This is a genomic window from Anaeromassilibacillus sp. Marseille-P3371 (genome assembly GCF_900169665.1).
GTDB lineage: Bacteria > Bacillota > Clostridia > Oscillospirales > Acutalibacteraceae > Anaeromassilibacillus.
This window is the reverse complement of record NZ_LT835157.1, coordinates 2,253,901-2,267,641: the sequence shown is the minus strand read 5'-3', so window position 1 is coordinate 2,267,641 and position 13,741 is coordinate 2,253,901. Positions and strand designations below refer to the sequence as shown.

Genomic DNA, 13,741 nt, shown 5'->3' with positions numbered 1-13,741 from the left:
TTTCTCACTTCCTTTCCAACAGACACTTTTGCTCAAAGTAGGAGCGGGGAACACGACCGGCTACCGTGATATAGCCTTTTCGTTTTAACTCGTCATTGAGTGTCTTGATGATTTTATAGGCTTTCCCCATTGAACAGTCGAGGCGGGTCATTACCTCGTCCACACGAACAACATCGGACATTCCCTCACCTCGATTCAATTTCGCCTGCTGGAACGCCCAAGGCTGCGGCGATTGCCGCACCTGTTTTCGGTGTGCAGGACTTTCCTGCCTTAACTTGGCAGATTGTGGAGACCGAAAGTCGGCTCAACTCCGCCAAGCGGCCAATCGTCATATCACGCTCGGCCATTAGGACAATCAGTTTAATTCTGTCGATTCTCATGGTGTTACCTCTCTTTCCTTATAAATCCGCGCTGTCTGCCGTAAAGAGCGCCGCAATTTGTAGCTGTTGTCATACTCCATTCGGGGAGACTTTTCAGCAGTCCGGTAATCTCTCTTGCGTGCTGTGTGGTGTAGTTTTTCGGGTCGCCTTTGAAAAGCTCCTGCCAGATTTCAAGCGCACATACGCGGGTCCGACGCATTGTGCCTTTCTGCTCTGGACCAAATCCGCCGCTCCAGAACATAAGCCGCCTGTCAAGGTCCCAAGTATCCCAACCAGCAGGCAGTAGCGTTTCAATAAAGTTCTCAATCAGACCAAGTTTGCCGTTTGTCTCCGTATGCTCCGACTGAACCTTTCTGGCGATTTCTTCAACCTCGTTGTCGAGATACCATGTTTCCCCGTTGTCATAATAGGTAACGACCTCAGCCCAGATTTGGTCCACGATTTCGGGTGTCAGCTTGTCCCCATTAACGCAACCCGCTTTCGTAACGGTTACGGGCCAGAAACGACGGGCGCCTGTGGGGTCTCGTAAGAACTCATCGTCATTTGTTGTACCGAAGAACGCACATTGCCGAGGGTGTGATTGCGTCCGTCGAGCATAGGCCGCACGGTATGTATCTTCCTGTTTTGAAACGAACTGCTTAATTTGTTCAATTTCAGCTTTGCGGGTTGCCGCCATTTCCGCAAGCTCTATAATCCAGTTTCCTTGTAACTGCTCGTAAGCGTCCTTGCCGGTCATGGTATAGAGCGAATCAGAAAACCACTGTTTACCGAGTTTTGCCAAAGTGGTGGATTTACGGCACCCCTGCGGTCCAACAAGAACGAGCATGTGGTCATGCTTGCAGCCGGGGCGGAGGATTCGTGCCACAGCGCCAATAAGGGCCTTCCGTGTAACGGCGCGGGTATATCTGGAATCCTCTGCACCGAGGTAGTCAATGAACAGCATTTCCGCACGCGGTTGACCGTCCCACTCAAGGGAGCGTAGATAATCACGGACAGGGTGAATTTTATTGCTGTCAATGGCAAGGTCTACGGCATCTCGCACCTTCGGGGCGCTGTCGATTTTATAATCGCGTTCCAGTAACCATCGCAATCCTGCGTCATCGGTATCAAGCCATGAAGCAGATACCCTATGGGAAGAAGTGTCCCAAGGAAGGGCGCCGCACACAATAGGCCGAGCTCTGAACTCGTCATAGTAGTACCGGCCTTTTAAGCGTGGGTCGTGTGTCAGAATTAGGAACACATTATCTACAGTTGCCGCAGGCTTTCCGGTTCTCGGGTTGATTTCAAGCGCCTGCACCCATTCTGTATTCTCTGCGTCATCAAAAACTGCGACTACTGAGCTTAACTGCTCTGCCTTTAGTTCCTGCTGCACGGCGGGAACAGACAGAGCCTTATCGCACATACTTTTATAGGAAGGGAGCTTTGTTGCCGGGGTGTTGGGGGCTGTGTTTTCGTCCTCGTCACCGAATAGGTGAATGCGAACAAGGTCAAAAGCATTACAGAGCTTGCCGCAAGTCGGGTCTGTGCTGTGGTGGCTGAATGCGAATTTACCGTTATCGTAGACAACCAGACCGCCTGATGTAGAGCCGCCAAGGTAGGTATAGCGTCCGTCGCTGCATTTGCTGTACTTATCAGGTAAAAATTCGTCAATCGCATCGTCTATCGAAAACACTTTACAAAATGCTCCGACAATGCCGCCCTTTTCAGTAGGGTCGCTCTGCCTGTCAGCCAGTCGGCGGGGTTCGTTCGCCTTGCGGCTTGACACGGGCCATTGTGTGGGGTCGTGCCAATCGGCATAGCGAGAAAGCTGTTCGTCCGCGTCAAGCCAAGGAGCGTCCTCAACTTCATAGCGAAACTCCGCATCCGTTGCGGCACTGGCCCAATACATCAATCTGTGCGGCTGATAAGTCGTATCGTCGCACATATCAATCCCGATGTCCTCTGCAATTTTGCGGGCAATTGCCCCATATTCATCAGGCGATACAGGTCGAGACAACGGTAGCACAAGGCGCAGTCTAGGACTCCGCGGCGTATGACTGTGTGTGCTGTAAAGAACTGCAGCACAGCCGAGGGCAAGAGTAACAGTAGGCCAAGGGTCCGTATCTTGCGGAACATTGTCAAGGTCGAGTGTGATTAGTTGCCGCTCACATACGGAATCCGCTTTTCTGCGGTTTGTTCTTAAGCTACCGCCTACAAAGCCGCCGACATCTTTAATTCGGTCCCGCTCATCTTTCGGCATCCGCTCATACTCTGCTTGCGTTTCCTGTGTCCTCGTGACATTGGAGAGCTTAGCGGCAAGGTCGGACCACAGTATTCTTTTGTTTTTCCAATTCGTACACCGACGAGAGCTCCCTGTCGCTATCGTCAGTAGTCCGTCATACTGCATATGGTCAACCTCACTTTCAAATACACTATATATTGTGGTTATCTGTATTATATCGCGTATATATTGTACTGTAAATGTGAACTTTAGTGGCTTACAGGACATAAAGAAGCGGCGATTGGCAAGGTTTTACTCATAAAAGACAAAAGAGTGTCACCCGGCGGCAAAGATAGGTAGATAATGAGCAAATCTTTGCAAGAATTTATCAAAAAATGTATTTTCAAAAACGAACCCCCGCATAAAGCGGAGGCTGGGCGCAGCGGTTTCAGCGGATTTTCACATAGGTTAAACATTTTATAAAATAAGGAATATGATACCCAACTGGGGTATTATATTCTTTGATTTCTTGCGATTTATAAAACACTATAAAAAGCGCTGCAACCGCTGCAAATGCGTTGGAAGGCTTGATAACAAAGGCTTTTTCATGCAGCGGGTTGCAGCAGCAAAATGGGGAGAACCGCTGCTACTGCTGCAATCGCATTTACAAGTTAGCAGCGGTTCGATATAATAATTCCGGTAGGGGGTGAAAAGGTGAAAGTAAAATATATCGGTGTCAGCCTTGAAGATTTACCGATGGGGGCAGTTCGGGAAGTCCTTTCAATCGAGGGAGACTTTTATCGCATTATGACCGAGCCTGATGAAACCCACCTTTTCCCGCCAGAATTGTTTGATGTCATTGACGAAAGCAGCACCATGGATATGGCGAAGTATGTGGGGTTGCTTGATAGGCAGGTAACCGTAATATGTAAAGACGGTATCAAAGTAACCGGCGTATGGATTGACTGGACCAGTGAACAGGATAACGAGCCGGACCCGGAATCGATAACCCTAAGTTGCGCCGACAGCAGCTTAATTGAGATTTATGTCTGTGAAATCCGAGAAATCGGCGCAAGCCCATAATTGACCGTATCGGGTTTTATATAGTAGGCCCTTAGGTTTTACCCTCGGAGTTGGTTATTGTGTGATACGGGAGACCGTGGAGTCCCACAGCAAGAAAACCGGCCTGCATAGCAGACCGGTTTTCGCATTTATAGCATTTTTTCAATAATGTTAGCGGCAACCTTTACTGTAATATAGCTGTTTAGGTCAATCTCTGTTCCGTCAGCAATCCACCCGTTTGAAACGCAGATATTTACATAGTCCCTTGCCCAATGGTGCTCGATATTTTGGAATGAACTTGCCCCGCTTTTCAAATCGGAGAATCGGCTGAGTATGGCGCACAGTTCTCCACGTGTCAAGTATGCGTCAGGGCGGTAATGCTCGTCATACCCCAAAACGATTTTTGCCTTTGCTAATGCTGCAATCGCCGTATCGTCTTTGACATCAATAAATATGTTCTCGTTGCTGGCATAATGTTTCTGACTCTCCGCGCTCATAAGGTTATAGAGAATATGTGCGACCTGTCGGCGGGTAATATTCTCATTTGGAACGGCGTCGCAATAGCCACTCAAATATAAAGTTTTGGCCTTATCAAGAGTTGGCTTAATCGGCTTATTCACGGCAGTAGTATGATGACCGCCAGAGGACGAAGGGCGAACGGTCGGGCGCTCCGGTTCAGGTTCGGGCGTAGGAGTTGGCGTTGGGTCAACAGCGGGCGGGTCTGGTTCCTTGGCGGGCAAGTCCGACTCCATTAGAAACACAAGGCTTCCGACTCCCTCAAAGGAGGTATCAAAGAGTTTTTTACCTTTACGGCTATCGGAGCTGTCGCTATGCCAACCGCTCGTCGATTCAGGAAACGCATACTCCTCGTTATACGAAACAGTAATCGGATTTGACGCAAAAATATCTGCGGCCGCCTCAATAGAGGTGTTTTGATATATAAGGGTGTCGATTGTTCGCATAGTGCCGGTACTATATATTCCACCGCCGATATTTGCAGAATTATTTGTGAAAGTGCACTCTATAAGTTCGGAACTGCCAACATTATAAAGAGCACCGCCCTGTCCTGAAGTATTATCGGTAAAAGTGCATTTGTAGGCATACATTTGTCCTGCATTATATATGGCACCGCCGCATAGTTCAGAATCAACACTTGTACCGTTTTGGGCAAAGGTGCAGTTCTGTAATTGCAGAGTTTTTGTATTTCTAATGGCACCACCGTTGTCTTTCGACTGTCCATCAGAGAAACTGCATTTAGTAAAGACTGCTTCTGCGTCATTGGTAATATGAGTACCTGAATTGTCCTCAAAGGAGCAGTTTTCAAACATTGCCGTTCCGGTTGTTATTACAACGGCGCTATCAGTACAATTTGTGAATGCAGTATTTGAAATAAGGCAACTTCCGCTGATTATGGCTAATGGGCTTTCGGTATCTATGTCCGCACCACTGACTATTAAGTTCTTGATTTCCCCTTGCTCGATTTGAAGCAAAGCACCGTCCGCAAAGTCCGCTGACCGGGTCAATGTGATAGTAACATCATTGTTCCCCAGATTGCCGGTTACACTAATTGTACCCGTAATCTCGACAGTAGTAGCGCCATTTTCCATAGCGGCAACGAGTTCATCGAATGTCGCAGCGGTTGGAATGCCTTCCTCAGCGGCGGCAAATGTTGTAAGCCCCATCATTAGGACAAGGGCAAGTAGTATTGCTGTTAAACGCTTTTTCATAGGTTCCACCTCTTTCATAGAAATAGGAGAGCGCTACCACGACAGCAGCACTCTCCTAAACACTTCTCAGTCGGTCCGCAAGGTCTGTCAGCATTGCCACATCTTTTGCGGAAAGGTCCGAAACATTGATAGTATGTAGTGATTCGACGCCAAGCAGGAAGTCGGTGGAAACGGAAAATATTTTGGCAAGCTCAACCAGAAAGTGCGGGGACGGCATGGACAGTCCCTGCTCCCATGTATTAACGCCATTTCTTGAAATGTTCAGCCTTCTTGCTAATTCCGCCTGTGTCCAACCTCGTGCTTCACGCAGTTGCTTGATAGTTTCTGCTGTCATGTATGCTTCCTCCAATTAAAATTATAGTACGCATACATGGTATGTCATTATCAAGGAAGGCTGGAAATAGCTTGACACGGGTGGCTCTAATAATTGACACAAATCGCCCTACACGGTATAATTACAACATAGAATTTATAGAATCGAGGTGTAACGATGTATTACGCAAATCATGCCGCTTTTGATAAAAAGGCTCAAAAGATACTCAAAACTGCTATGCGTTATAAAGTCATCAAGAACGAAGATGAAGTAAATAGTATTCTCTGTTCTAACCTTTCTGCAGATACAAATAACTGTGCCCTGTGTACCAATGAGGCAGTTATCCTTGGCCGGCGTAAACTTGGTACGCTGTACTTCGCTGATGTCTATAACTACTCGTCTATTACGAGCGCTACCTATCTAAAAGGAGAGTTGTCTCTGGTTCTCGGTGGCGGTCAAACAGTTGACCTTAAAATTGCAGCTGAACCCGATGATTTTAGTGCATTTGTGAATTATATTCTCAGCAAAAACCATTCATCGATTTCAAGTGGCGTATCACCAGCGGATGAAATAAGAAAGTATAAAGAGTTGCTGGATATGGGAGCAATCACAGATTCCGAGTTTGATGCAAAAAAGAAAGAACTATTAGGTTTATAATGGCATTATAATTCGGAGACTTTGAACTATGGGCGAACGTGTAACATGGAGCCGAGAGGACATTATCGTTGCCTATGCGCTATACTGTATAACACCGCTGAACGATATGCGCCCCTCAAATAAGTTGATACAGCAGGTCGCTGATGGATTTTCCCACTCTGTCAGCTCTCTTGTTATGCGTATGAAAAACTTTGCGGCTATTGACCCTAATTCAAAGGTCAAGGGCGCAACTCATGCTGCGAAAGCGGACCGATTGATTTTCGACGAATTCAAAAATGATTGGGGCACGCTCAGCGTACAAGCCGAATCTTTAACCGGGCTCGCATTATTCGACGCAAACCCAATAAATGGCGCAAAGCCCCTATCCTCGCTAACAGATAAAAACAGAGTGAGCCGAGAGCGTCACTTCTTCCGAGCATCTGTTTTTGCGTCTTATGAAAACGCCTGCTGTATCTCCGGCATGACCTTGCCGGCCATGCTTGTTGCAAGTCATATCAAACCGTTCCGGAGTTGCCGCACGACCTCAGAGAGAACCGACCCCACAAATGGACTGCTGCTCAATACCTTTTATGATAAAGCGTTTGACGGTGGGCTAATTACGGTAACGCCAGATTATAAAATCCATGTGTCAACGCAGGTGCGAGAGCAGGAGGACAGCTTTACAAAGCGATGGCTCATTGACCTTGAAGGTGAGACAATTATTTTGCCTGAAAGGTTTTATCCCAATAAAGAGGCATTGGCATACCATAACGATGTGATATTTAGGGGTTAATCCTTTTTCTCCTGTGTTGCCTTTAGGATTTCATCTTTGTGCTTGTAAAAAGACTCTAACAGCCGGTCAATCATTACCTGTTCGCGAGCCTTCGCTGTGGAGTGCAGCATTTCTTCTCTGGATTCTGACATATTCTTCACCGCCTTTCTTTCGATGCGATGCTGAAACGACGCTTATACCACTTTACCACGAAAATAAAGCGTAAAATAGATACAGCATATAGAATAAAAATAATACAAAGCTGCTGAATACAGTATGGATAAGATTTCAGTAGCGGAGTGGGAATAAGAAAAAGTGGATATGAGAGCCCGCAAGCCCTTGAAAACACTGACTTTCTGATTTACAGATTCCCCATTTGATCGCACTCGCCAAATCCCGATTTATTGAGTTTGAAAAGAAAAATCGGGTTGTTTGCGAGTAGCCTCAAAATCCTTGTATTTTGCTCATAGAGAAAAAGTCTAACTGATTTTTGCTGATCAGTTAGACCTTTTTTATTTTACTCTCGTTTATCTGAATTTTTTATTTTGCGCAACAAACAGCCTCTCCCGTGGCCTACAAGTGAGAAGGTCAGAAAAGTCCCTCCGGCGGCACTTTGGCGTGGATCTGGGGGCTATTGCACTCCGGGTAGTGGTAACGCTAGCGGTCGTACTTCTCCTGGGAGATATCCCCGGCTTCCAATTTGGCCGCCTGTTCTCGCCAGGCCCAGAGCATTTCGTGAGGCCGGGCAGCGTCCTTGTTTTTGCGGGAGTCCGCCTGCAAGGAAAGCTCATCGTCCTGCTCCGTGACCTTCAGACCGTAGTTGTTCTCCAGGGTGGGGGTGTACATGAGACCCACATAGGAGTCTATGTTCAGGACAGAGAGTGCATGTGGGGTGACATGTCCAGTACCTGAGCCATAGCTGCGGTAAGATCCGCCTTAGGGACTCTTGATCCTGTTTCATGCTGTGCTAGGCGCACATCAGCGGACTTCTCCGAGAAGCCCAGCGCCGTACCAAGATATTTCTGTGTCATTTCCCGCAGGAGACGGAAAAAGAGGATTCCTTTGCCAATCGCCATACATCCAGCTCCCATCTATGCTTGTCGTTATAAAAAGCGTAGCAGAAATGGCAAACAAATTGAACGTGGAATGGAGCAAGTAAAATTTTAGCAAAGAATTTGGACAAGCACAACCATTGGAGAAACAAGACCGTGGCTTTCCGGGTCTCCCTAGAGAAGGATGCACAGATCGAAATGGCGGTCAAACTTACCAGCTTACCTAGCGGGACTACATCATCCATCGGCTGCTGTGGCGGAATGTGGTGGTGCAGGGCAATCCCAGGGTTTACAAGGTGCTGCGGGATCAGCTGGCCGTAGTGCTGAACGAGCTGTGCCGGATTGAGGCCGGACAGGGTGTGAATGACGAGCTGCTGGACACCATACAGATGATTGCAACCATTCTAAACGGAATGCAGGAGGACTTTGCCTATGACCGATGAAAAAATGGCCGCCCATGGCGCAGATGATGGACAGTCAATCTTTCAAATTTCCAAGACTACTATACCAGGCCTAGAGGGAAAAAGTAATTCTCTGGAAGATGATTTGGAGGAACTTTACTGCAAAATACACCGCATAAGTGACCCGGCCTACCTCCACACTGTGACACTGGACGAGTTGATAGGTAATGTGTTCCAAGCCATCCACAATGATTGAAAACCTGCTCTACACGGGAGCATACATCCTTGCTGGAACGCTCAAAATTGGCAAGTCCTTCCTGGTAGCGCAGATGGCACACCATGTCAGTACCGGACAAAATCTGTGGAGCTATAAGGTCCACCAGGGGACGGTGCTCTACCTTGCGTTGGAGGATGATGAGAGCCGTTTGTAGCGCCAGATGTTTCGGATATTCGGGGTGAAGGGGGCCCGTTCCCTCCTTTTCGCCACCAGCGTCAGAATGGCCGGCAGCGGCCTGGATGAACAGATGGAAAAGTTTGTCCGGGAACATAGTGACACCAAGCTCATTATCGTGGACACTCTGCAAAAAGTCCGAGAGACGGTGAGCGACAGTTACAGCTATTCCAGTGACTATGAGGTGATTAGTAAGCTGAAACAATTTGCGGTATGGCGTCTGTGTCCTGATCGTCCGCCACACCAGAAAGCAGCATGCAGGAGACAGCTTCGAGATGATTTCCGGCACGACAGGACTGCTTGGATGTGCGGATGGTGTACTCCTCATGTAGAAGGAGAAGCGGATAGATAGCAAGGCTACACTGGAGGTGGTAGGTAGAGACCAGTCGAATCGATGGTTGTATTTGAGTAAGGATCAAGAGAGCCTATTTTGGAGCTTTGATCATGTAGAAAATGAGCTTTGGAAGCAGCCCCCGGCCCCGGTCCTGGAAGTTGTGTCGAAGATCGTGTCCGCTGAAAACCGGGAATGGGAAGGAAGTTCCACCGAGCTATCCGAGACCCTGCATCTGTACATGGCAATGAACCGGCCCACCAAACACCTGAATGTGAATGCCAGCCACCTGCTGGAAGAATATCCGGTGAAGTTCGAAAACAAAACCAAACGCGCCGGACGGCGTATCCGATTGACCTACGTGGCGGTAGAAGCACTCGCGTTTGAAGTAATCGAGTAAAACGCAACGCTCGCAACGGTCGTGGAAAGAAAAAACTGGAGTGGTATTTTGTCCCCCATCTTCCGAGGGGAGCCCTGTTTTAGGGCATACCACATAAACATAGGAGTGTCGCAATTCACAACACTCTATGCCTTGAAACGGGGCATGGGTACGGACTAACAAAAGCGTTCGCAGAATTTGCAGCCATACGATTGGAATTCTGTGTTCAAAAGGGAGAGGGGGAACGCTGCCCTCAACAAGCAGATGGCAGGCAATGCGAGTGTGTATATTGGTTAGCCGCATTTGTCTATTAGGTATAGGCAAATGCATGTCATAATGGTCTTGATAATAATCTGACTTACTTGCCTGTATAGGCAAATTCAGCTAATAACCATGGAAACTCGCATTGCTTGCTACAATATGCTGCAAATCTAATAAAGTATCAAACCCTTGGAACGGTGTAATTTCTAAATATGCATAGATATTGAAAAACTACCTCATAAGGCGGTAAGTGTTCTAAACCCATAAATCCAAGTACCAATCCTTCCTCTGTATCGTACATTGTGTTTAAAAATTTATAAAAATTTTTCAAGAAAGTAGTTGTATATTTTTCTTCACTCAGTTATCATATAAATACTAATTTATAATTTTATTCTTTATTTTACTAGGGGGATATAAGAATATGGCACGAAAAGCCTATTCTGAGCAGGAGCGAGAACAGGTACGGGAAGCCCTGCTGACCACCGTGATCCAGTGCATTGTGGACCGGGGGCTGATTCACAGCAGTATTGATATCCTGTGTAGGAAAGTGGGTATATCCAAGACCTTTTTCTACACCTTCTTTTCCTCCAAAGAAGAACTGGTACTACAGGCACTTCGGTATCAGCAGCCAAAGCTGTTGCGATATGCCCAACAGCTGATGGATGATTCCTCGCTCAGTTGGCGGGAGGGCGTCAGGACCTTTTTGGAGACTTGCGTTTACGGTGAGAAAAGAGGCATCGCCGTGTTATCCATTGAGGAAGAACAGGAGGTTTACCGCTGTCTCTCCCAGGAAAATTTCCAAACCTTCCGCGAGGACCAGATCAAATTGTTTTGCAGTCTGCTGGTGATTTTCGGCTTTCCCATGGGAAGCATTGATCCACGGCTGTTCGGCAATCTGGCCCTATCCATGATGATGATTTACAAGGCGATTCCTAATACGATCCCTTTTCTGTTTCCAGAGGCAGCAGAGGATATGGTGGAGTTTCAGATCAACGCTCTACTGGATGAGATGCAGAGGACGAAAGAAACAATGGATAGAGTGAAAGAAAATGTACAGAAATAAACGGCGATTCCCTGGAAGGGCACAAAACAATCAGATACTTGCAACCGCTGAGCTAGGCCGGTTCCCGATAACCGGCCACTGGTTCTGTGCGGCCTTTTCACGCCCTGCGCCAGCCTGTCTAATTGACAGTGTGCCGCGGGGAGTTTTTCTATTTTCTGAAAGGAGCCAAAGTGCATGAGTTTGAAATACACTTGCCCTATCTGTGGGACGCCCCTGGGCTATGAAGGGTTGTGCTGGAAATGTAAGTCTGAGCAGGAGCGGAAAGCGGTACTGTCCTGGGCATCGGAACAGATTAAAGAAAAGCAGGACGGTCTAATCCGGAATATCCAACGGCTAGCGGATATGGAGGACCCAGAGTTCACAGACTTCTGGCATCTGCTCGGTTATCGAGATGCCATCACGCCGGAGATCCAGCGGGAAGCTTTGGCCGAAAAAGTATTCTATCCCTGTGAGCTCTACTACCACGCTCCGGGGGATGTGCGGGATGGGTTGATCGCCACAATACGGGAAACCAAGGACCCCGGCGAGGCGGGCAATCTCATGATGTGTCTGGCCATACAGGGGGATGACAGAGCGCTGGAAACCCTGTTGGAACTGGAGCAAAATCCAAGACCGTGGCAGAGAAAACTCTATGTGGGCCCGTCTGTCTACGCCCAGTGCGGCGGCTGGACCTTTGACAAGGAGGGCCGCCGGACGCAGCTCAACTTCGATACCTGTTACCCCATGGTCAAGGGAACGCCTGGTGAGGAGTCTCCCGTCCGCATCGGCCGGTTGCGGGAGGATACCTGCCCTCACTGCGGCGGTTGGATGGTAGATATGCTGGTGCTGGATGGCCAGGATGAGCGACTAAAGTTTCTGGGCCTGGACGGTATCATGACTGCCACCTGTTGCCCCAACTGCGTGGGATTTCTGAAGGGACCCGCGTTCAACCGCTTTACCCCGGACGGCGGCGTGGAGGTTTTCCCTTCAGAACTCTTTGACGGAGGGGATAAGATGAAATGCTATATCCAGCCTGAGGACTATCAGAAACTCACTGGAAATCCGTTCGTGTTGGGCAAGACAGACGTTCCCTTGTTCTACGGCGCCGCCTGTGAAGATGTAAATACAGTGGGCGGTTTCGCCAACTGGGTGCAGGACTGGGAGTATGTTACTTGCCCCCGCTGCAGAAAGCCCATGAAGTATCTGGCTCAGATCCAGTGGGATACAGTGTTTGACGGTGCAGAGGGAACACTCTATATCGAATTCTGTCCGGACTGCCACATCGTATCTATGCAGCACCAGCAGACCTGAGAGGTGATCGAGTTATGAGTTTGCCAAAGCGTGATGGCGTAAATGGCCGTTATTATTTGATCCATAAGCCGGACACCGATCTCGAGGTATTGGAGCACGCGGACCAGTGTATTCAGGACATTCTGGATGGGACTGCCCGTGAAAACCATTCCGACTATCCGGTGGTAGTGCGGAGCAAGGGCGGAACCCCGTTTCTCCCTAGCCAGATCCTGGACCGCTTTCTTTTCCGGTTGCCACTGAAGGGATTTCCTTATAAGGAAGCCGTCACCTTCTGCGATGCTCTGCGTCGGCTGGTGGGCTGGCAGCAAATCTGCTACCACTTGACACAGTACATTGAAACGCAGGTGCAGGGGCGATACTTTATAGTTGGAGAAAAAGAGGATTTTTTTATGGCCTATCCGTCCTGCGTGGTTTCCCCGGAGTTGCGACAAGAGGAGGTGGATGAATCTTTGCTCCGTTTCACCTGTTATGTGGCGGTTTGCTGCACCGTATATGGGGCCAGCTATGAAAGCGTGACAACGGAACACTATTTTAGCCTTGTGTCACAGCTCCGCCCTGATATGGTGAAGAAACTGAAAAACAATGGGACCGGCAAGCTGCCCAAAGACATCCAGCGCCGCAAAACGGAGCATCTCACCGCTTCGGCCAACGACGCCTTCGCCACCATCCGCATCACCGCCAAGGACAACACGCTGGAGTGCTATGGGGAGGCGCTGGACTATCTGTGTGAGGTGCTGGAACAGACAGAGTTCCCCCGCAGTTATTCGGTGGAATTCCGGGGACCAGAGAAGATTTACCTACCCATTCAGGGGCTTCCCAAGAAGGGGATCAACCAGCTATTTGCCCGAGCAGTGCAGTACCCAGAATTGCACACAAGCATAGAGCGGTATGCGCGGCTGGCCATGAGGGAATTTGAGTGGTATAACAATCTGTCCGATGAGCAATGCGCCATGCCGGGAACCTTTGCCGTGTTCGCCTTGGGGTTGGAGGGGCCTGCGTGGTGGCCGCTGGTGTGCGACTATCTCGACCTGTGTGATGATGAACACTCCTCTTTGCAGGAGAAATTTCTTCATGCGCTGTTTAAAAAGTACTGCTTTACCGCTCGGTCAATGCCAGTGCTGTTCCACGGTGTCCAATCCATGCAGGAGCTGAAACCCGCTAAGGAGTTTCGCGCCCTGATCGCCAATGAGGAGAGCCTGGACGCCCTGTTGGATGCCAAAGCTCATCTGGAGGATTATCTGCCAGCGAAAGAAAAACGGGATAAAAAAGCATGGGACTATCTCTGGCAAGGGGTGCTTTGGGCCATCTGGGGGAAGGCTGCGGAGAACGGCGGCAGTAAGGTCATTAAGACGGCCCCGGAGAAATGGAAGGAGAGGTATACAGAGATTTTTCAACCCATCGCAAATAAGAAATGATGTGTGTT

At 48.7% G+C, this 13,741-nt stretch carries 16 protein-coding genes and 2 pseudogenes; 11 read left to right on the top strand and 7 right to left on the bottom strand.

Translation table 11 applies throughout. The annotated features are described in order from the left end of the window. Window positions 1-4: 4 nt before the first annotated feature. From B9Y59_RS09440 to B9Y59_RS09430, 3 genes are read right to left on the bottom strand one after another with little or no spacing between them, the layout of a single operon-like run. Window positions 5-181, bottom strand: a complete 177-nt coding sequence (locus tag B9Y59_RS09440) for a transcriptional regulator (protein WP_074039132.1) — start codon at window positions 179-181, stop codon at window positions 5-7. Between the two features lie 4 nt (window positions 182-185). Next, window positions 186-380, bottom strand: a complete 195-nt coding sequence (locus B9Y59_RS09435; RefSeq protein ID WP_066864991.1) for a helix-turn-helix domain-containing protein — start codon at window positions 378-380, stop codon at window positions 186-188. A gap of 4 nt (window positions 381-384) precedes the next feature. Next, on the bottom strand, window positions 385-2,766 hold the full coding sequence (locus B9Y59_RS09430) for a virulence-associated E family protein (RefSeq protein ID WP_066864993.1): 2,382 nt from the start codon (window positions 2,764-2,766) through the stop codon (window positions 385-387). Window positions 2,767-3,294: 528 nt separating this feature from the next. Here B9Y59_RS09430 and B9Y59_RS09425 point away from each other — a divergent pair. Then, window positions 3,295-3,663 carry a hypothetical protein gene (locus B9Y59_RS09425; RefSeq protein WP_066864996.1) on the top strand — a complete coding sequence of 123 codons (369 nt, stop codon included), beginning with the start codon at window positions 3,295-3,297 and terminating at the stop codon, window positions 3,661-3,663. A 128-nt stretch (window positions 3,664-3,791) separates the two neighbouring features. On the opposite strand, the gene B9Y59_RS09420 is transcribed toward B9Y59_RS09425, so the two are convergent. Continuing rightward, the gene (locus B9Y59_RS09420) at window positions 3,792-5,369 is read right to left on the bottom strand and encodes a right-handed parallel beta-helix repeat-containing protein (protein WP_066864999.1); all 1,578 of its coding nucleotides are present in this window, start codon (window positions 5,367-5,369) and stop codon (window positions 3,792-3,794) included. Window positions 5,370-5,424: 55 nt separating this feature from the next. Continuing rightward, window positions 5,425-5,703, bottom strand: coding sequence for a helix-turn-helix domain-containing protein (locus B9Y59_RS09415; RefSeq protein ID WP_066865002.1), 279 nt, complete (start codon window positions 5,701-5,703; stop codon window positions 5,425-5,427). A gap of 156 nt (window positions 5,704-5,859) precedes the next feature. Between B9Y59_RS09415 and B9Y59_RS16790 the strand changes: the two genes are divergently transcribed. Next, window positions 5,860-6,339 carry an SHOCT domain-containing protein gene (locus B9Y59_RS16790; protein ID WP_066865005.1) on the top strand — a complete coding sequence of 160 codons (480 nt, stop codon included), beginning with the start codon at window positions 5,860-5,862 and terminating at the stop codon, window positions 6,337-6,339. A 28-nt stretch (window positions 6,340-6,367) separates the two neighbouring features. Next, a complete protein-coding gene (locus B9Y59_RS09405; protein WP_066865008.1) occupies window positions 6,368-7,111 on the top strand; it encodes an HNH endonuclease in 744 nt (247 codons plus the stop codon). On the opposite strand, the gene B9Y59_RS16425 is transcribed toward B9Y59_RS09405, so the two are convergent. Next, the gene (locus B9Y59_RS16425) at window positions 7,108-7,242 is read right to left on the bottom strand and encodes a hypothetical protein (RefSeq protein WP_256366518.1); all 135 of its coding nucleotides are present in this window, start codon (window positions 7,240-7,242) and stop codon (window positions 7,108-7,110) included. The two genes, B9Y59_RS09405 and B9Y59_RS16425, sit on opposite strands and share 4 nt — an antisense overlap. Window positions 7,243-7,678: 436 nt before the next feature. After that, a pseudogene (locus B9Y59_RS09400) lies at window positions 7,679-8,166 on the bottom strand (helix-turn-helix domain-containing protein). Window positions 8,167-8,250: 84 nt separating this feature from the next. Between B9Y59_RS09400 and B9Y59_RS09395 the strand changes: the two are divergent. The 8 genes and pseudogenes from B9Y59_RS09395 (at window position 8,251) to B9Y59_RS09375 (ending at window position 13,733) form a co-directional block, all read left to right on the top strand. Continuing rightward, window positions 8,251-8,585: pseudogene (locus B9Y59_RS09395) on the top strand (plasmid mobilization protein). Continuing rightward, window positions 8,575-8,799, top strand: coding sequence for a hypothetical protein (locus B9Y59_RS16610; RefSeq protein ID WP_330395904.1), 225 nt, complete (start codon window positions 8,575-8,577; stop codon window positions 8,797-8,799). Before B9Y59_RS09395 ends, B9Y59_RS16610 begins: the two are co-directional and overlap by 11 nt. Then, a complete protein-coding gene (locus B9Y59_RS16605; protein WP_330395903.1) occupies window positions 8,792-8,974 on the top strand; it encodes an AAA family ATPase in 183 nt (60 codons plus the stop codon). Before B9Y59_RS16610 ends, B9Y59_RS16605 begins: the two co-directional genes overlap by 8 nt. A 93-nt stretch (window positions 8,975-9,067) precedes the next feature. Continuing rightward, window positions 9,068-9,346, top strand: a complete 279-nt coding sequence (locus B9Y59_RS16600) for a hypothetical protein (RefSeq protein ID WP_330395902.1) — start codon at window positions 9,068-9,070, stop codon at window positions 9,344-9,346. Between the two features lie 52 nt (window positions 9,347-9,398). Beyond that, window positions 9,399-9,725 (top strand): hypothetical protein, encoded by a 327-nt coding sequence (locus B9Y59_RS16595; RefSeq protein WP_330395901.1) that lies wholly within the window; start codon window positions 9,399-9,401, stop codon window positions 9,723-9,725. 661 nt (window positions 9,726-10,386) lie between these two features. Beyond that, on the top strand, window positions 10,387-11,028 hold the full coding sequence (locus B9Y59_RS09385) for a TetR/AcrR family transcriptional regulator (RefSeq protein WP_085533109.1): 642 nt from the start codon (window positions 10,387-10,389) through the stop codon (window positions 11,026-11,028). A 174-nt stretch (window positions 11,029-11,202) separates the two neighbouring features. After that, window positions 11,203-12,318 carry a hypothetical protein gene (locus B9Y59_RS09380; protein WP_054324291.1) on the top strand — a complete coding sequence of 372 codons (1,116 nt, stop codon included), beginning with the start codon at window positions 11,203-11,205 and terminating at the stop codon, window positions 12,316-12,318. A gap of 14 nt (window positions 12,319-12,332) precedes the next feature. Continuing rightward, window positions 12,333-13,733: a DUF6138 family protein gene (locus B9Y59_RS09375; protein ID WP_085533107.1), complete on the top strand. Its 1,401-nt coding sequence runs from the start codon at window positions 12,333-12,335 to the stop codon at window positions 13,731-13,733. The last annotated feature ends 8 nt before the right edge of the window (window positions 13,734-13,741 follow it).